16 protein-coding genes and 1 pseudogene are annotated in these 17042 nt (G+C 65.9%); 6 read left to right on the top strand and 11 right to left on the bottom strand.

Annotation, left to right across the window (positions count from 1 at the left end):
- Positions 1-160 precede the first annotated feature (160 nt).
- Positions 161-832, top strand: coding sequence for a hypothetical protein (locus HALRU_RS14985; RefSeq protein ID WP_015302231.1), 672 nt, complete (start codon positions 161-163; stop codon positions 830-832).
- Between the two features lie 44 nt (positions 833-876).
- On the opposite strand, the gene hemL is transcribed toward HALRU_RS14985, so the two are convergent.
- From hemL to HALRU_RS14955, 6 genes are all read right to left on the bottom strand, one after another.
- A complete protein-coding gene (gene hemL, locus HALRU_RS14980) occupies positions 877-2151 on the bottom strand; it encodes a glutamate-1-semialdehyde 2,1-aminomutase (RefSeq protein ID WP_015302230.1) in 1275 nt (424 codons plus the stop codon).
- Positions 2152-2449: 298 nt separating this feature from the next.
- Entirely contained in the window at positions 2450-2959 is a 510-nt protein-coding gene (locus tag HALRU_RS14975) for a hypothetical protein (protein ID WP_015302229.1), read from the bottom strand.
- Positions 2960-3054: 95 nt separating this feature from the next.
- Entirely contained in the window at positions 3055-4143 is a 1089-nt protein-coding gene (hemB, locus tag HALRU_RS14970) for a porphobilinogen synthase (RefSeq protein WP_015302228.1), read from the bottom strand.
- Between the two features lie 101 nt (positions 4144-4244).
- Positions 4245-4616: a fluoride efflux transporter FluC gene (locus HALRU_RS14965; RefSeq protein WP_015302227.1), complete on the bottom strand. Its 372-nt coding sequence runs from the start codon at positions 4614-4616 to the stop codon at positions 4245-4247.
- 22 nt (positions 4617-4638) lie between these two features.
- Positions 4639-5085 carry a fluoride efflux transporter FluC gene (locus HALRU_RS14960; protein WP_015302226.1) on the bottom strand — a complete coding sequence of 149 codons (447 nt, stop codon included), beginning with the start codon at positions 5083-5085 and terminating at the stop codon, positions 4639-4641.
- Between the two features lie 177 nt (positions 5086-5262).
- Positions 5263-5496: a hypothetical protein gene (locus tag HALRU_RS14955; protein WP_245547751.1), complete on the bottom strand. Its 234-nt coding sequence runs from the start codon at positions 5494-5496 to the stop codon at positions 5263-5265.
- Positions 5497-5611: 115 nt separating this feature from the next.
- Here HALRU_RS14955 and HALRU_RS14950 point away from each other — a divergent pair, with 115 nt between their 5' ends.
- Together HALRU_RS14950 and HALRU_RS14945 are read left to right on the top strand one after the other, a co-directional pair.
- On the top strand, positions 5612-6514 hold the full coding sequence (locus tag HALRU_RS14950; protein ID WP_015302224.1) for an MBL fold metallo-hydrolase: 903 nt from the start codon (positions 5612-5614) through the stop codon (positions 6512-6514).
- 178 nt (positions 6515-6692) lie between these two features.
- The gene (locus HALRU_RS14945) at positions 6693-8687 is read left to right on the top strand and encodes an AMP-dependent synthetase/ligase (protein WP_015302223.1); all 1995 of its coding nucleotides are present in this window, start codon (positions 6693-6695) and stop codon (positions 8685-8687) included.
- A 239-nt stretch (positions 8688-8926) separates the two neighbouring features.
- Here the strand turns inward: HALRU_RS14945 and HALRU_RS14940 are convergent, their stop codons facing one another.
- The 5 genes from HALRU_RS14940 to HALRU_RS14920 form a co-directional block, all read right to left on the bottom strand.
- A complete protein-coding gene (locus HALRU_RS14940; RefSeq protein ID WP_015302222.1) occupies positions 8927-9526 on the bottom strand; it encodes a metal-dependent hydrolase in 600 nt (199 codons plus the stop codon).
- Between the two features lie 240 nt (positions 9527-9766).
- Positions 9767-10084, bottom strand: coding sequence for a nucleoside triphosphate pyrophosphohydrolase (locus HALRU_RS14935; RefSeq protein ID WP_015302221.1), 318 nt, complete (start codon positions 10082-10084; stop codon positions 9767-9769).
- Between the two features lie 134 nt (positions 10085-10218).
- Entirely contained in the window at positions 10219-11199 is a 981-nt protein-coding gene (locus HALRU_RS14930) for a hypothetical protein (RefSeq protein ID WP_015302220.1), read from the bottom strand.
- A 56-nt stretch (positions 11200-11255) separates the two neighbouring features.
- Complete coding sequence (locus tag HALRU_RS14925; protein WP_015302219.1) at positions 11256-11627, bottom strand: hypothetical protein; 372 nt, start codon at positions 11625-11627, stop codon at positions 11256-11258.
- Between the two features lie 71 nt (positions 11628-11698).
- Positions 11699-12835, bottom strand: coding sequence for a thiolase family protein (locus HALRU_RS14920; RefSeq protein ID WP_015302218.1), 1137 nt, complete (start codon positions 12833-12835; stop codon positions 11699-11701).
- A gap of 160 nt (positions 12836-12995) precedes the next feature.
- On the opposite strand from HALRU_RS14920, the gene HALRU_RS14915 reads away from it, so the two are divergent.
- From HALRU_RS14915 to HALRU_RS14905, 3 genes and pseudogenes are all read left to right on the top strand, one after another.
- On the top strand, positions 12996-13463 hold the full coding sequence (locus tag HALRU_RS14915) for a hypothetical protein (RefSeq protein WP_015302217.1): 468 nt from the start codon (positions 12996-12998) through the stop codon (positions 13461-13463).
- Positions 13464-13623: 160 nt separating this feature from the next.
- The gene (locus tag HALRU_RS14910) at positions 13624-15591 is read left to right on the top strand and encodes a beta-propeller domain-containing protein (protein WP_015302216.1); all 1968 of its coding nucleotides are present in this window, start codon (positions 13624-13626) and stop codon (positions 15589-15591) included.
- Between the two features lie 498 nt (positions 15592-16089).
- Positions 16090-16782 (top strand): annotated as a pseudogene (locus tag HALRU_RS14905) (DUF5806 family protein); the annotation flags it as partial.
- Positions 16783-17042 lie beyond the last annotated feature (260 nt).

The following is a 17042-nucleotide window of genomic DNA, read 5'->3' as shown; positions in this document are numbered from 1 at the left end:
TGCTCGCAGCCACGACTGGGACGGCTGTCTCACCGAGGGGTGTTCGGCGGCGTTCGATTCGATATCCAAACCGAAACGGTGGAATTGTCTGACATGTACTGGTAAAATATCTCTTTCACCTAGGAATACTTCTTCACTATCGGGTTGCGTACGCGGATGTATGGAACGACTCTCACGACGCGAGGTACTGGGCGCATCGACGGCGCTCGTCGCGCTCAGCGCCGGTTGTTTGACCGATGGCGGCGTGATCGGCGGCGATACTGACTCGTCGGACGAGCCCGCCAGTAACGGATCGACCGACGACGAGGACGACAGCTCGGTCCTCTCGTCGATCGAGGCGGCCGACGGGATCGAGTCCGCTGGCTTCGTCCGATACAGTCACTCCCAACCCCCGGCCGAAGCGAGGGCCGAACTGTTCACGTCCGTCGAGGACGTCGAATCCTGGCTCGATAGTGCCTCCGGTCAGATCGAACCGAACGGGCCGGCCGCGACTGCGCTTCGCGAGACCGATTACGGGTCGTCACGAGCGATCGCGATCGAGGCCCAGGCGCCCGACGGCTGCCACCAGCTCACCGTCTCGGACGTCTCGTTGGACGACGACGGCGCCATCTCGGTTAGCACCAGCCTGGAAGAGGCGGACGACGGCGACGATATGTGTACCCAGCAACTGACGGCCGAAGGCGCCGTTGTCCGGGCGACGACGGCAGAGCCGCCCAACGAGGCCTCCGTCTCGGTTTCGTTTCCCGACGGCTCCTCGGTCGGTATCGGCATGGCGTCGAACAGCGCGTCTGCCGGCGACTCGCAGGGCGACTCGTCGTCCGACGACGCGTAATCGACGCCGCTTCCGGCCCTCCACGCGTCGTTCGCGTCCCGATATCAGAGCGCTTCCTTGTACGCTTCGAGCGTTCGTTCGACGTCGTCTTCGGTGTGGGCAGCGCTGACGAACTGGCACTCGAACTGGTTCTGCGAGAGGAATACCTTCTCTTCGAGCATCGCTTCCCAGAAGATGCGCCGCCAGCGGTCGGTTTCTGCGCGTTTGACGTCCGCGGCGCAGGTGGGTTCTGCCCCGTCGCGCGTGAAGATGACCTTGAACATACTCCCGGTGCCGGCGACGGTGTACTCGGGTGCCTGGTCGGCGACGATATCGGAGAGCCCGCCGCGAAGTTGCTCGCCGAGGCGATCGACGTGGTCGTAGACGTCGTGCTCGGCGGCGTATCGAAGGGTTTCGAGTCCGGCGGCCATCGTGACGGGATGGCCGGAGAAGGTGCCGGCCTGGAAGACGTCGCCCGCGGGCGTGAGGTCTTCCATGATCTCGGCGCGCCCGCCGACGGCGCCGACGGGGAACCCGCCGCCGACGACCTTGCCGAAGGTGGTGAGGTCGGGCGTGATATCGAACCGCCCTTGCGCGCAGCCGAGGCCGCCGACGCGGAAGCCGGTGATGACCTCGTCGAAGATCAGGAGCGACCCGTGCTCTCGGGTGATCTCGCGGAGGAACTCGTGATACCCCTCTTGCGGGTGGACGATGCCGTAGTTGCCGAGGATGGGTTCGGTGAGGACCGCGGCGATGTCGTCGCCGTGTTCGGCGAAGACCGCCTCCATCGCTTCCCCGTCGTTGAAGGGGACCGGCAGGGTGTGTTCGGCGAACGACTGCGGGACGCCGGCGGAGGAAGGCTGTGGGTTCTCGGCGTCGCCCTCGACGAGTGTCGACTCCTGGGCGCCGTGGTAGCCACCCTGCATCACGACGATTTTGTTCCGCCCGGTATGGCCGCGGGCCAGGCGGACTGCCGAGACCGTCGCTTCGGTGCCGGAGTTGACGAATCGGATCTTCTCGACGCTCGGGACGTGGCGCGTGACGAACTCGGCGAGGTCGACCTCGACCTCGGTCGGCGCGCCGTACATGGGCCCTTCACTCGCTTTGCGCTGAATCGCTGCGCGTACCTGTTCCGGCATGTCGTGGCCCAGGAGCAACGGGCCGAGGCCCATCACCCAGTCGACGTAGCGGTTGTCGTCCGCGTCGATGACGTGACCCCCGTCGCCCTTGCGGACGAAGAACGGGTAGGGCTCGATCGCCGCCCGGACGGCGGAGTTGACACCGCCCGGCATCACCGACAGCGCCCGATCGTACAGCGTGCGTGACCGGTCGTGTTTCATACTCGCCGGTTGTCGGCCAGGCGGCAAAGATGTACCGAGGTTCCGTCGACGGCTCGCGGCTGTGGGAAGCGATCGGTTCGCAGTCGGAACGAACCACCACCTCGCCGTCGACGACGTCACGCTCGCCGAACCGGAATGGGTCGACTCGATTCGACAGGAGTAATCCGATTCGCTCACCGGGACCGATTCGTCGCTTCTCCGTTGCGAGGGGCCATCCATCGCTCACCGGCGCTGTGTGACGAACTCCCTCCAGCCCAGCCTGAACGAATCGGTGTTTCGGGTGCTGTCGCCCGTCGTCTCACTCCTCCCAGATGTACCAGCCATCGCCGTCGATTGCGACGATGATTCCGGTCGATTCTTGCTCCTCGTCGATCTCCTCGCCGTCGTACTCGCCCGACATCGTCACCGTCAACGAGAGCTCGTGTGCGGCCGTGATCTCGTGGTCGCCGAGGTCCGCGTCGAGGTCGTCGATCTCACTGTCGTCGAGTTCTCGGTTCTCTTCGCACTCGAAGCCGACGTCGATCGCATCGAACCTTTCTTGCTGTCGATCACTCGGCTCGTACTGCTCGAGGACCTCTTCCCTGTTCGTTTCGGTGTCGTACTCGTAGGGAACGTACTCGATGGCTGCTTCGGCGTCGCCATCCACAACCGCTTCGACGTATTCGCCCGCGTCGCTGCACGGCTCGCCGGCCGACGATTCGTCCCCACCCATCCCCGGAATCGAACTCGTACATCCTGCGAGGCCGAGAGCGACGCCCGAACCCGCCACTGCCTGCAGTACTGCCCGTCGTGATTGCCTGCCGTTCATATCTCGGGTACTGAACGAAGACCTATTAATTCATTGGCCAAACCCGACTAATATCGAACAGATATTCACTGCGGCTGTGAATATATCGTAGAATCTTAGGCCTGGGGGCGCTTCTCAGATAGTCCGTCTGCGACGTCTTCGGCGAAGTAGGTCAGAATCAGATCCGCGCCGGCGCGTTTGATCGAGAGGAGCGACTCGAACGCCGTTTCTTCGAGATCGAGCCAGCCGTTCTCCGCGGCGGCGTGGAGCATAGCGTACTCGCCGGAGACGTTGTACGCCGCGACGGGGTGGTCGAACTCGCGGCGAACGTCGGCGATCACGTCGAGGTACGGGAGGGCAGGCTTGACCATGAGCACGTCCGCACCTTCTTCGACGTCCAGCGCGACCTCACGGCGAGCTTCGCGGGCGTTCCCGGGATCCATCTGGTAGTGACGCCGATCACCGAAGGACGGCGCGCCGTCCGCGGCGTCGCGGAACGGGCCGTAGAATGCGCTCCGGTACTTCGCCGCGTAGGACATGATCGGTACCGACTCGAAGCCCTCTCGGTCGAGCCCCTCGCGAATCGCACCGACCATCCCGTCCATCGACGCGCTGGGAGCGACGACGTGGGCGCCCGCCTCGGCGTGCGAAACGGCGACCTGCGCGAGTTTCTCGATGGCGGCGTCGTTGTCGACGGTGAGCGTGGGTTCGCGATGCCCGTGTGGGATACCCGGGCCGGACGTACCGTCGGCGTCCGCCTCCCCGTCGCTGTCTCCCTCCCCCTCGGCCGCGTGTGCCGCCTCCAGTCCGTCCTCCAGCGGGCCACAGTGGCCGTGATCGGTGTACTCGCAGAGACAGACGTCCGTGAAGACGGTCGCGTCGGTTTCGGCGGTGATGCGGCGGATCGCCGCCTGAACCACGCCGTCCTCGGCCCAGGCGCGGGTCCCGGTTGGGTCCTTCGAGCGCGGGATACCGAAGACCATGACGGCCTCGACGCCGGTCGCGAGCACCTCCTCGACGCGGGCGACACTCTCGTCGACGGGGACGCGTTCGTGACCCGGCATCGACTCGATGGGGACGCGCTCGTCCGTCGTCGCGTCGACGAAGATCGGGGCGATCAGGTCCGACGGCGAGAGGCTCGTCTCGCCGACGAGATCCCGGACGGGATCGCTCCGGAGCCGGCGGGGGCGCTGCGTGAGGTCCATAGTCGGAACGAGGGTCAGACGGCCCAAATATCCCTCGCTCTCCGGGGAGTCCCCTCGCGAACCCGGTTCTGGAACACTTCGGGTGGTTGCCGATGCTTCCTTCATCCGACGAGCCAACCGGCCACGCCCAGCCCGGCCAGCGAGCAGACGAGGGTGCCGACGGCGTTCGTCGTCGCCGCCCGCCGCTCGCCGCGCTCCCACAGCCCCACCGTTTCGACAGAGAACGTCGAGAAGGTGGTGAACGCCCCGCAAAGTCCGACGCCGAGGAGCTGCATCGTCGCGGGTCCCACCCCGCCAAACGCCAGGAGGCCGAGCGCGAAGCTCCCGAGGGCGTTGACGATCAGCGTCGGCCAGGGGAACTCGTCCCCGGCGATCTCGGTATAGATCCAGTGGCGGAGGAGGGCGCCGACCGCCGCGCCGATCCCCACGAGGTGGGCGGGCGAGAGATCGGGCGCGAGGAGGGCCTCGATCACGCGCCGACACCCCGAGATCCGTTCATGCCGACGCACCTCCCGTGGGCGCTTCGTCGCGGCCGTTCCCCACGAGACTCGCGAACCATCGCCCGACGAGCACCGCTGCAAAACCGAGCGCGTAGGTTGCTCCGACGTAGCCGATTGCGAGCATCGGATCCGCGAACGCCAATCCGTTGTCTGCCGATCCGCCCCCCGTCGTCGTCTCCAGGACGAACGCGCTGTAGGTCGACAGCGACGAGAGGAACCCGGTCGTCACGAGCAGTTTCGCTTTCCGGCTGATCGCCGGCGTATAATACGTCTCGTAGACGAGAAACCCGAGCAGAAGGCTGGCCAGGACGTTCACCGCGAGCGTCCCGCCGAGCGAACCGGCGACGTCGCCGACGGCGAAACGGAGGTTTGCCCCCGCGAACGCGCCGATTGCGACGATCGCGGCCGTCTCAAGTCTGGCGAGGACGGTCGATGGCGACACGGTCGCCTGTTCGTTCGAAGATAGGCTACATCAGGCTACTGGTCCAGTGAACGACTGATTCAGCGAACGTCCATCCGAGTGGCCGAGCCCGTGGAGCGACGAAACCGGCGGTAGCCGACCGAGAATGCGAGTGGTCTGCGGGTGAGCGAGTCGGTGGGTCGAGGGAACTGGAACCCGTCAGTACCGGCCACCGTCGCGGGTGAGTACCCAGCGACAGGTAGCCGAGATCTCGGGGCTACTGTCGCCCCGGTCGTCGTCCGGGATCACGGTCCCGCACTCCTGGCAGGTGAGCGACCCGCCAGCGCGGCTTTCGACGTACACCGTTCGCTCGTGATCGCATCCCGACCCATCGAGTGGCCCCGTCGCTGCGCGGCCGCGATCGGGGTCTTCACGGATGTCGGTCGTGTACACGAGTACCACTGTGTTCGTCGGTACCACACATCAGTCTTTCCCCGAAACGACCCCGATCGCTTGCTGGCCGACCGAGAAACTAGTCTTTTTGCCCCCGCCCGTCCCCTATCGTGGTATGGGAATCGGCGACGTTACCCGGGTGACGGTCGGCGACTGCACGGACCTCCACTACGTCGATACGGGGATGTACGACACGGCCGAGTACGGGTCGGTCTACCTTATCGACGACGAGCGGCCGGCGATCGTCGACTCGGGGATCGGGACGAACTACGAGCGCATCCTCGCCGCGCTCGAGGAGGTGGGGATCGATCACGACGACCTCGCGGCGATCGTGCTGACGCACGTCCATCTCGACCACGCCGGCGGGGCGGGTTTCCTCGCCGAGGCGTGTCCGAACGCGACGGTGTACGCCCCGCACAACGGCGCGCGCCACGTGACTGACCCGTCGCGACTCGTCGAGGGGACGAAGGCCGCGGTCGGCGACCAGTGGCGCTACTACGTCGAACCGAAGCCGGTGCCCGAGGATCGGATGGAACCGTACGAGGATGGCGATGTCATCGACCTCGGGACCCACGAGTTGCGCGCCCACGCCGCACCTGGCCACGCCCCGCACCACTTCGTCTTCGAGGATCCCGCGAACGACGCCGTCTTCACCGCCGATGGGGCCGGCATCTGGGTGCCCGCCATCGACGAGATCCGGCCCACCTCGCCGCCGCCGCAGTTCGACCTGGCGCAGTGTCTGGCCGACGTGGAGACGATTCGTGACCTCGATCGCTCGACGCTCTGTTTCGCGCACTTCGGCCCTCGCGAGACCGGTGACGTCCTCGATGCGTACGCGGAGACGCTCTCCGCCTGGGTCGAGTCGGTCAGGGAGAAGCGCGCGGAACTTGGTGCCGACGAAGCCGTGATCGACCACTTCGCGGACGCGACCGACCTCGATCGCGTCTGGGGCGAGACGAAAGCCCGTGGTGAGGTCTCGATGAACGTCCGCGGCGTGCTGACGTCTCTTGACGGGTAAAATGCCTGTGTAAGGCGTCCACGACGGTTGCGGCGGGTGTCCGCCCGCCGCCACACTATCCCTTCGGATCGCTGCAGATCTTGCACCGGGTCGATCGCCAGCAGGCGGCGAATAAACGCCGATAAATAGGTAACCGGATCCTCAGGCTTTATCATGCGTGAGGGACTCTCACGCGAGTATGGACCTGCTGGCGACGGAACGCGACTACGAGGACGAGGTGACTGGAGAGACGACCCTCGGCCGGCTGTTCGAGGACGCCGCGGAACGCTACCCGGATCGACCCGCCCAGCTCTACAAGGGCGGGATCTACGACCGGACCATTACTGGATCGATCCTCCCGCAGGCGCCACCGGGCGAGTGGGAGACGATCACGTACGGCGAAATGCGCGACGTCGTTCGCAAACTCGCGGCCGGCTTTCGCGAGCTGGGCATCGATGGTGGCGACCGCGTCGGCATCTTCGCCAACACGCGCATGGAGTGGGCCCAGACCGACTTTTCGCTCCTCTCGATCGGTGCGGTCGTCTCGACCGTCTACGCCGGCTCGTCCACCTCGAAGGTCTCGTATCTCCTCGGCGACGCCGGTGCTGACGCCGTCGTCGTCGAGAACGGGGAGATGCTCGATCGCGTCCTCGAAGTGGAGGACGAACTCGACCTCTCGTTCATCGTCACGATGGACACCGTCGACGAAGCGACTGCTCGTGACGACGTCTATACGCTGGCGGAGGTCTACGACATCGGCAGCGACGTCTTCGATCCGGAGGCCTACCGCGAGTGGCTCGACGAACCCGACATGGACGATCTGGCGAGCCTGATCTACACCAGCGGGACGACCGGCAAGCCGAAGGGCGTCCAGCTCACCCACCGAAACTTCCGGGCGAACGTCACGCAGGTGCGCAAACGCGTCGCTCGCAAGCCGGAGACGCCGGACGACGTCCCGTCGATCGACGAACACACGCGCGTCGTCTCGTACCTCCCGCTCGCACACGTCTTCGAACGAACCTCGGGTCACTTCCTCATGTTCGGCAGTGGCGCCAGCGTCGCCTACGCGGAGAGTCCGGACACCCTTCAGGACGACTTCGCCGCCGTCGAACCGACGAGCGCGACGAGCGTCCCCCGGGTCTACGAGAAGATCTACGATGCGATCCGCGAACAGGCCAGCGAGTCCGCGATCAAGGAGAAAATCTTCGAGTGGGCGGTCGACGTCGGCGTCGAGTACCAGGAGACCGACTCCCCGGGTCCGATCCTCGACGTCAAACGCAAACTCGCGGACAAACTCGTCTTCTCGACCGTTCGCGACGCCCTGGGTGGCAACATCGAGATGCTCATCAGCGGCGGCGGCAGCCTCTCGGCCGAACTCTGCTCGCTCTACCACGCGATGGGCCTGCCGATCTACGAAGGCTACGGCCTCACGGAGACCGCACCCGTCGTCTCGGTCAACCCGCCAGGCTTCCCGAAGGTCGGAACGATCGGCCCACCGGTCGTCGACATCCAGACGACCGTCGACGAGAGCATCGTCGACGACGATGCGTTCGCCAGCGACCCCGGTGAGGTGGGCGAACTCGTCGTCCGCGGTCCCAACGTGAGCGAGGGCTACTGGAACAAACCGGGCGCCACCGAGCGATCGTACATCGACGAGGCGCCGGGCGAGGTCCACGGCGAACTCGAGACCCCCGAACGCGCGGGGCAGTGGTTCCGCACCGGTGACATCGTCCACCGACGCCCCGACGGCTACATCGAATTCCGCGAGCGCGCCAAACAGATCCTCGTCCTCTCGACCGGCAAGAACGTCGCCCCCGGCCCCATCGAGGACCGCTTCGCCGCGAGTTCCGTCGTCGAACAGTGCATGGTCGTCGGCGACGGCCGCAAGTTCGTCTCCGCGCTGGTCGTCCCCAACATGGAACACGTCCGCGAGTGGGCCGCCGAGGAGGGCATCGACCTGCCCGACGACCCGGAGGCCGCCTGTACCCACGACCGCGTTCGCGAGTACGTTCGCGACGAAGTCGATCGCGTCAACGAACACTTCGAGGACTACGAGACCATCAAGAAGTTCCGCCTCGTCGGCACCGAATTCACCGAGGAAAACGACCTCATGACGCCGACGATGAAGAAGAAGCGCCGCACGATCACGGATCGCTTCGAGGATCGTATCGAGTCGATGTATCCGGAGGACTGAACAACGAACTTTTTGCGCGATCGGGATCGCGCTTCGCGCGACCCGTCGCGAAAAACTTCGATGAAAAAGGCCGCCTCCGCAGGCACCACCTGCACTGGCGGTCGATTGAGATGCTATCGCTCACCGCTTCGGCGTTCGCGTTTTTCGAGGCGCTTCACTATACTCTCGCTTCTTCGCTCGCATCGGATCTGACCCGGCAAGGCCCACCGACAGCGACACCGCGCCCATCCCGTTCCGCGTCACCCTATAACCGCCAGAAACCGGTGGCCAAGGCGCTTCAGAGCCCGGAGGCACTCGCGGAGGACCGGTGCGCCGTCGTAGAGCCAGAGGGCCACGACGAGTCCTGCCAGTCCGAGTTGTATCAGGACGTACGTCGAGAGGTCGCCGCTCGCGAGTTCCTCGCGATAGCCACTCAGAAAGTAGGTGAGCCGTTCCTGAAAGCCCGGTGGGTCGCCGGCCGGTGGAGCCGTGCCGAACGGCCAGCTGATAGTCTGTAGATAGAGGACGCGGTCCTGGACGAAGCCGTAGAGGAGGTCACCCGGCAGGTGGAGCAGGTAGCCGACGGCGAGGGCGACGCCGACTCGGAGCTTGCCGAGCCGGCTGGCGAGCACGCCGGCGGCGAGCGAAATTGGGAGTGCGAAGAAGATCGAGTGGCCGATGGCGTAGCCCGACTGGAAGACGCCGAACTCCCAGGCCAGCGGCTTGTCGACGAGATCGGGAAGGAGCGCGCCGACGGCGACGGCGATCGCTTCCAGCCCGCTCGGCCCGTCGCGCCACCACAGGTGCGCGAGCAGCGAGTACGCCAGGTAGCCGACGAGGACGTGTTCCCAGGGCCACATCGTCCGTTCAGGTGGGTCGTGACCGCGTTGTTATGGAGGCGATACATCGCCCGACGCGGACGGTGTCGACCTCGCCGTGCTCGACGACTGCCCGAAGTCGGACGCTTCCGAAGATCAAGCGTTTACTTCGACCCGGGGATCGTAATTAGTTGTGGCGGCAGTCCCGTGGTCCGTCCGAGTCACGTCCGGTCACTTCGCCCACCGAGTGACCCGCCGGCATCGATATCCGCCAGGCTGTCGCTACGAGCGTTCGACTCGTTCGAGGACGATTCGTTCTTCAAAGCGGCCCCGCCGATCGGCTTTCCGGGTACGTTTCTCCTGAAATTCCTCGAGGCTCACACCGCGCGCACGCCGGATCGCGTGGACGACTTCCACGATGTCCACCAGCTCTTCGACGTCGCGGCTCTCGAGGAACTCGGTGACCTCCTCGTCTAGCTTGTCGGCCAGCCGCTCGCGGTACGCCGCGTCGTCGGCGCGGTGGATCGTCGGTTCGTCGCCGTCGGCTTCGATGATGGCTGGAATCTCGTCACGAACCAGTTTGTCGTAGACGTCGGCCATGGACCGCCATTCCGCTGGCACGGTATAGGTGCTGTGCGACGTGGCGTGGGTCGACAAGATTCGGTCGTCCCGGCCGTCGTGTGGGCGGATCCGTGTTGGACCGACACTCGGGCCTGTCAGGATCGATCGGTCGACTAGCGGGTCGTCCGCCGGCGAGCACGGCCACGGACGACGCCGACGAGGAGCGCGATCGAGAGGAGTGCGGTGACTGCGGCCCCGGAAACCGCGACGAGAACGAAGCCGGACGTCGTCCCCGGGTGGACGTACTGTCCAGCGAACCCGGCACCGACGCCGATGAGTGCGACCTCGGCTCCGACGATGGCGGCTTTCAGTCTCAGTCGGTGGCCACCTCCTGTCGGCCCGCTGGCGTCACGATCGGTTGCAGTACTCGTCGCTGACTCGGTCGCGAGCGCCGCCGCGACGGCTGGTGCTCGATCGGTCGGGACCGCGAGCCACGTCGGTTCGTCCAGTCCGCGCGGGCCGCGACACCGAAGCAGAGTGATCGTGCCCAGGCGGACCGTCCACCAGTCCGTGATCGAGGACCGGGGCCGGGTTCGACCGCGGTAGGTCACCCGGTCGTCGGCGGGATCGATCTCCCCACTCGCGCGGCCTCGGTCAAGCAGTCCCGAAAGGAGTCCGCCCGCGAGTCCGGCGACCACAGCGACGCTGACCACAATTGGTCCGATCAGCACCCAGCCGATGGCGTAGCCGAGCCCGCCCAGAAGGGCGGCGGCTGCCGGTGCGACGATTCTGCGATGGTCGTATAGCGTCTGCCCCGGCGCGTCGGGGACGAAACTGTCGGCCGTGGCTGTCGATTCGAAGCGTCCCCAGAACTGTCGTGGGACGGGTTGGTTCGCGACCGCATCGAGATCGGCTTCGACGCCGTCCAGCCAGGTACCGTCGGTTTCGACCCACGCTTGCGCGCGTCCGATGGTGAGTATCACCGTGACGAAACCGGCGATGGGGCCGATTCCAGTCGGAACGATGGGGGACGCGAGCAGCAGTATCGACCCGAGGACCGCCCAGCCGTCGACCAGCACCAGCTGACCCCATCCGAGCCACCGGAGCGTCGGATTGGTGGCTGGATCGAACGACCAGGAAACGGGCGCGTCCATACGGGCTGTCTCGTTCCGACGTGGGATTACTCTCCCGGCCGGGTGGCGCGCTGTAATCAGGAATTGTCTCGATGGTCGTCGGCTGCATCACCGCTGTCGGCCTGTCGCGCCGCAGACGACGTCGCGTCACCGTCGGATCCTCGATCAGTCCCGGACTGTGTCGCGGCCGGATCGACCGGTTCGTCCCGTCTGGAGGGATGAATCTCGTGGGTATGTTCGCGAAAGGGATCGTCGGCAGGATCGTAGAAGTGTTCGCTGCGGGCCAGCAGGTAGATCGCCAGGCCGGCGATCGGAATTCCCCCGACGATCGCCGCCCACTTCCGGGCGTTCATCCCGATGTCACCGGCGTCGTAGTGGACGAACGCGGCCAACAGGAGCTGGATCCCGACCGGAACGGCGATCAGGAAGACGAGCAACGGAGTGACCATACCCCCGGTAGGAGACGGAGGGGCAAAATCGTGTGCCTCACCCGCGGTCGAGTACTGCCACCGTCCGCCGCTTATCGAACTTCGAAGTCGATCGCCGCTCCCTGGCCAAAGCCGACACAGAGCGTCGCGAGACCGCGTCCGCCGCCGCGTTGGGAGAGCTCGTGGATGAGCGTGACCGGCAGGCGGGCGCCGGAGGCGCCGAGCGGGTGGCCGATGGCGATGGCGCCGCCGTTGACGTTGAAGATCTCGGGGTCGATGCCGAGTTCGTCGCGGGCGTAGACGGTCTGGCTGGCGAAGGCCTCGTTGAGTTCGACGAGGTCGTAATCGTCGATCTCGCGGCCGGTACGTTCGAGGAGGCCACGGGTGGCGGGGACCGGACCGATGCCCATCACGGTGGGGTCGACGCCGGCGACGTTGTTGTCGCCGACCTCGGCCAAAATCTCCAGGTCGTGTTCGTCGGCGAACTCCTCACTCGTCACCAGAAGCGCGGCGGCCCCGTCGGAGATCTGCGAGGAGTTGCCGGCCGTGACGGAGCCGTCGCCGGTGAAGACCGGTGAGAGTCCGGCCAACTTCTCGGCCGTCGTTCCCGGACGCAGGCCTTCGTCCTCGCTGATCGTCCCCTCCTCGGTCTCGATCGGGAGGATCTGGTCGTCGAAGCGCCCTTCCTCCGTGGCCGCGACGGCGCGCTGCTGGCTCTTCGCGGCGTACTCGTCCTGTGCCTCCCGGGAGACCTCGTAGCGCTCGGCGACCTCTTCGGCGGTCATGCCCATCATGAGGTCGGTGACGACGTACTCTTCGGCGAGTTGCGGATGGAGCGCCCGCTCGCCACCTTGCATCGGCACGCGGGACATGTTCTCGACGCCGCCGGCGATGATACAGTCACGCTGTCCCGCGCGGATCGCGTCGGAGGCGGAGATCAGCGCCTGCATCGACGAGGCACACCAGCGGTTGATCGTCGTCGCCGGAACGCCCTCGCCGAGATCGGACAGCAGCGAGATGACTCGGGCGACGTTGTTGTCCTGTTCGCCGCGCTGGCCGGCGACGCCCCACATCAGGTCGTCGACCTCCTCGCCGGTGAGCCCTGTGTCCTCGAGGATGTGGTTGATCAGCGGGATCGAGAGGTCTTCGCTCCGAACGTCGGCGAAGACGCCGTCTTCTTTGCCCTGTGGCGTTCTGATCGCCTTCGCGATGACTGGCGTCTGTGTCATGCCCGGACGAACGGGCGTGAGCCATATAAATGCCGGAGAACGGGCAGAGACGCGAGCGAAGTTTACCTCGCCAGCTCGTCGACGGTGGTTCAGACGGCGCGATCCGTCGACACACGGTCGAGATCGTAATAGCTTTCCCGACAGCCACTGGAAATTTCGTATGGTTCTCGACGACACGAGCGAATCGAGTCGACGTGGGGTCCTTCGAACGATCGCAGCGAGCGGGGCGCTCTTGCTCGCCGGTACAACGTCGGCAGCCGCGACGACTAGCACAACCGAGTCCGAAGACGCTCCTTCGGACGACGAGGATGCCCGGCCGGACGAAGGCTGGGCGTGGGATACAGCTGACACCGATCGCCCCGACCCTGATGAAGGATGGGCGTGGAACACGGCTGACACCGATCACCCCGACCCAGACGAGGGCTGGGCGTGGGAGTCGACGGATACTGAGCACCCCGACCCCGACGAAGGCTGGGCGTGGAACACAGCTGATACCGATCACCCCAACCCAGACGAAGGGTGGGCGTGGGACACAGCTGATACCGATCACCCCGACCCAGACGAAGGGTGGGCGTGGGACACGGCTGATACCGATCACCCCGATCCCGACGAAGGCTGGGCGTGGTAGGCGCCACCCTCGTTTCCCAGATTGCCGCTCTCGGGGCCGCTGCGTGTCCCGTGATGGAAACGTGTGGTCGCTGCTCGGTCTGACGACCGCCGAGGGTCTTGGTAAAAATGCCGTTTCACCTTACGCCGTTATCATGTAGGTTGGTGTCGTGGGTCCGCGCATGGACGAGACACGAACGACGGTTCTCGCCGTCGCGCTGGTCGCCTTGCTCGTCGGCGGCGCGCTCGGTGGTGCGTTCGGGACGACATTCACCGACTCGCCGGAACCGACGCCGGTTCGCGGTGACCAGACTGACTGGCACGGCGATGGGACGTCCTCGCTCGCACAGTTCGACTCCGCGGCGGCGTTCGAGTCGTACTTCGCGGCGGCCGACCGGCACCGGTTCGGACTGTCCCTCGGCGCCGGCCTCGACGTGGAGATGGCCAGCGACGACGAAGCGATGGAGGAGAGCGACGGCGGCGGTGACGCGGGAGGGCAGGCGGATTCGGCTGGTGACGCCAGCGGCGCCAGTGGCGGCGACGGCCGCGACGTCTCCGGGACGAACGTCCAGGAAGCCGGGATCGACGAACCGGACGTCCTGAAGGCCGAAGGGGAGGCCGCGTACTACGCCGGCCACCGGTTCAGATCACAGTCGGGTGAGACGACCATCGTCGATACGACCGACGCGGCCGATCCCGAACCCGTCGCGACCATCCCTGCCTCGGGTGAACTGCTGCTCGTTCCCGAGACGGACACGCTCGTCGTCTTCGACGGCGATCGACTCTGGGGCTACGACGTGAGCGATCCCGCAGCCCCCGAGCAGGTCTGGGACCAGTCTCTCGAGGCCGATCTCGAAACCGCGCGGCTCGTCGACGGCGATCTCTACCTCGTTCTCGTCGATCGGCCCGACTCCGGTGCCCCGTGTCCGGTCGCCGGCTACGGCGACGACGTCGCGTGTACGGACGTCTACCGACCGGGCGTCCAGACCGACGCGGATGCCGTCTACACGGCCGCACGCGTCGACCCTGCGTCCGGCGAACTGGTCGACGAAACCAGCGTCGTCGGCTCGACTCACTCTTCTGCGACGTACGTCTCGGAGAACGCGATCTACCTCACGTACACGCGATCGGTCTCCGAGTATCAGGTTCTCTCGGGCTATCTCACTGGGCCCGGCGTGGCCGACCTCGGTCTCGACGCCGAGACGGTCGACCGCATCGAGACGCTCGACGGCCTGAACATCACAGAACGCGCCAAAACCGTCGAACTCCGGACGATCGTCGAGCGGTGGTTCGCGAGCCTCGACGAGGAAGCGCACGACGACGCACGGGAGGCGTTCGACGAGGGAATCGCGGCCTACGCGGACGACAGGCAGCGCGACCTGACGAAGACCGGCATCGCACGCGTCTCGATCGACGGCGACCTCGACGTGACCGCGAGCGGCGAGGTACCGGGGACGCCGCTGAACCAATGGTCGATGGACGAACACGACGGCCACCTCCGGATCGCCACCACGATTCCCCGCACCCACGGTGCCGACTCCGAGAACGACGTCTACGTCCTCGACGACGCACTCGAGATCACGGGCTCCGTCGAGGGCCTTGGCGAGACCGAACGGATCTACGCCGTCCGATTCGAGGGTGACGAGGGCCACGTCGTCACGTTCCGCGAGACCGATCCGTTCTACACGCTCGACCTCGCCGACCCGCACGATCCGCAACTGGAGGGTGAACTCAAGATTCCCGGCTTCTCGACGTATCTGCACCCACTCGACGACGCGGGCGACCTCATGCTCGGCGTCGGCGAGCAGGACGGCAAGGTGAAACTCTCGACGTTCGACGTCAGTGATCGGACGGATCCCGTCGAGCTCGACGCGGCAATCCTCTCGGACGAACGCTACTCCGAAGCGGTCCAGAACCACCGGGCGTTCCTCCACGACGCGGAACACGGCGCGTTCTTCGTGCCGGCCGGCGAGGCGAGTTACCTCTACAGCTACGACGACGGGACATTGACGCAGGAAAAACAGATCGACATCGGTGGGCCCGGTGTCAGGGCGATGTACGTCGAGAACGCCCTCTACGTCTTCGGCGAATCCGAACTGATCGTCCTCGAACGTGGGACGTGGGAGGAAGTGGATCGACACGAACTGTAGGTCGGCTCACTTTTCTGCCCGACCGGGCAACCCGTCCCGCTCGGATGCAGGAGGGACAGCCTTATCTCGGCGGTTTGGCAATGACTCGCCATGAACGACCGAGCCGAGGCGGGCGACGACGACCCGGACCGATCCACCCGGGAGGCGTCGGAGTCGCCCGGCTCGACGCCGGAAACCGAGTCGACCGAGACGGCCGCCGACGGGGCGGCTGACGAGCAGGCGACAACGGACGCTGGGACAGACGACTCCGCATCGAGCCCCTCTACTGGTGCCGATTCATCGACCGAGGAAACCGATAGTGACGATGCAGCGGCCGACGAACCCGAACCGGCCGACGAACCCGAACCGGTCGACACTCCCACCGACGGCGACACGACTCCGCCCGGTGAGGTGGCCGGAACGGACGGCGTGGGCTCCGATTCGGCCACTACTGGCGAAACCAGCGGCGATGGGGTTCCATCCGACGAAACAGCCGACGGCGAGACCGCCGACGATGGGGTGTCATCCGGCGAAGAAAACCCCGACGAAGCCGACGACGGAGTGACCATCGACGAAGCCGACGACGAAACGACTAGCGACGAACACGGCGATAGACGAGCCACCGACGAATCTGACGACGGAACGATTGCCGACGAAACCGCCGACGAGACGGCGGCCGATCCGACACCCGGCGTCCCGGACCCGGAACCCGACGACGAGCGGTCCGTCCCGGAAGACGTCCGCAAGTACGCCCGCTTCACGAAGATGGACGGCGCGCAGTACGACCGGGTCAACGAGTTCCTGCGCGACCGGACGTACGTCACGGCCCGCGAGTGGGCGATCGCCCGCCTCTGTGCCGACTTCCGGACCGAGACGGGTGTAGAGATGACCAAGATCGGCGAGAACCTGCCCGAGCTGGTGCCGTTCATGACCGACACGTACACGCCACAGGCGGTCAACCAGGCGCGCTCGTCGTTCGACGACAAGGTCCGGAAAGCCGGTGCAACCTTCCTCTACGGGGCGATGTGTGACTTTTACACGGCCGAGGAACTGGACGACGTGATGTACGAGGTCACCGAGGTCTCGAAGTTTCTCCTGGAGGTCGAAGGGGTCGACCTCTCCATCGAGGACGAACTCGAGGCCGAAGAGCGCATCTCGAGCGTGATGCGGGAGGTCCGCGAGGCGAGCAAGCAGCTTCGCGAGGACGAGACGCTGGGTGTCGACGAGGATTCGGACGATGACGGCGAGTCGAACGGTGACGGCAAGTCGGATGATGACAGCAATTCGGATGCGGACACCGATCCGGATCCCAGCGACGCTTCGGACGACGATGCATCAGCTGGCGAAGCCGATCCGGACGATCGGGCTGAAGCGACCGTCGAGAACTCGTCAGCGGACGATGCTGTCCCCGCAGCGGCCGATGATGTTGCGACCGCAACTGACGACCCCGACTCGTCGACCGACGCCGACCA

It is taken from the genome of Halovivax ruber XH-70 (genome assembly GCF_000328525.1).
Taxonomy (GTDB): domain Archaea; phylum Halobacteriota; class Halobacteria; order Halobacteriales; family Natrialbaceae; genus Halovivax; species Halovivax ruber.
Note: the sequence above shows the minus strand (reverse complement) of the source record. Positions and strands in the feature narration are given on the sequence as shown.

Excerpts from the sequence above, each read along its gene's own strand:
- HALRU_RS14950 (WP_015302224.1), top strand. The coding sequence starts at position 5,612 with ATGGGAATCGGCGACGTTACCCGGGTGACGGTCGGCGACTGCACGGAC.
- HALRU_RS14975 (WP_015302229.1), bottom strand. The coding sequence starts at position 2,959 with ATGAACGGCAGGCAATCACGACGGGCAGTACTGCAGGCAGTGGCGGGT.
- HALRU_RS14930 (WP_015302220.1), bottom strand. The coding sequence starts at position 11,199 with ATGGACGCGCCCGTTTCCTGGTCGTTCGATCCAGCCACCAATCCGACG.
- HALRU_RS14910 (WP_015302216.1), top strand. The coding sequence starts at position 13,624 with ATGGACGAGACACGAACGACGGTTCTCGCCGTCGCGCTGGTCGCCTTG.
- HALRU_RS14920 (WP_015302218.1), bottom strand. The coding sequence starts at position 12,835 with ATGACACAGACGCCAGTCATCGCGAAGGCGATCAGAACGCCACAGGGC.
- HALRU_RS14925 (WP_015302219.1), bottom strand. The coding sequence starts at position 11,627 with ATGGTCACTCCGTTGCTCGTCTTCCTGATCGCCGTTCCGGTCGGGATC.
- HALRU_RS14935 (WP_015302221.1), bottom strand. The coding sequence starts at position 10,084 with ATGGCCGACGTCTACGACAAACTGGTTCGTGACGAGATTCCAGCCATC.
- hemL (WP_015302230.1), bottom strand. The coding sequence starts at position 2,151 with ATGAAACACGACCGGTCACGCACGCTGTACGATCGGGCGCTGTCGGTG.
- HALRU_RS14985 (WP_015302231.1), top strand. The coding sequence starts at position 161 with ATGGAACGACTCTCACGACGCGAGGTACTGGGCGCATCGACGGCGCTC.
- HALRU_RS14915 (WP_015302217.1), top strand. The coding sequence starts at position 12,996 with ATGGTTCTCGACGACACGAGCGAATCGAGTCGACGTGGGGTCCTTCGA.
- HALRU_RS14945 (WP_015302223.1), top strand. The coding sequence starts at position 6,693 with ATGGACCTGCTGGCGACGGAACGCGACTACGAGGACGAGGTGACTGGA.
- hemB (WP_015302228.1), bottom strand. The coding sequence starts at position 4,143 with ATGGACCTCACGCAGCGCCCCCGCCGGCTCCGGAGCGATCCCGTCCGG.
- HALRU_RS14940 (WP_015302222.1), bottom strand. The coding sequence starts at position 9,526 with ATGTGGCCCTGGGAACACGTCCTCGTCGGCTACCTGGCGTACTCGCTG.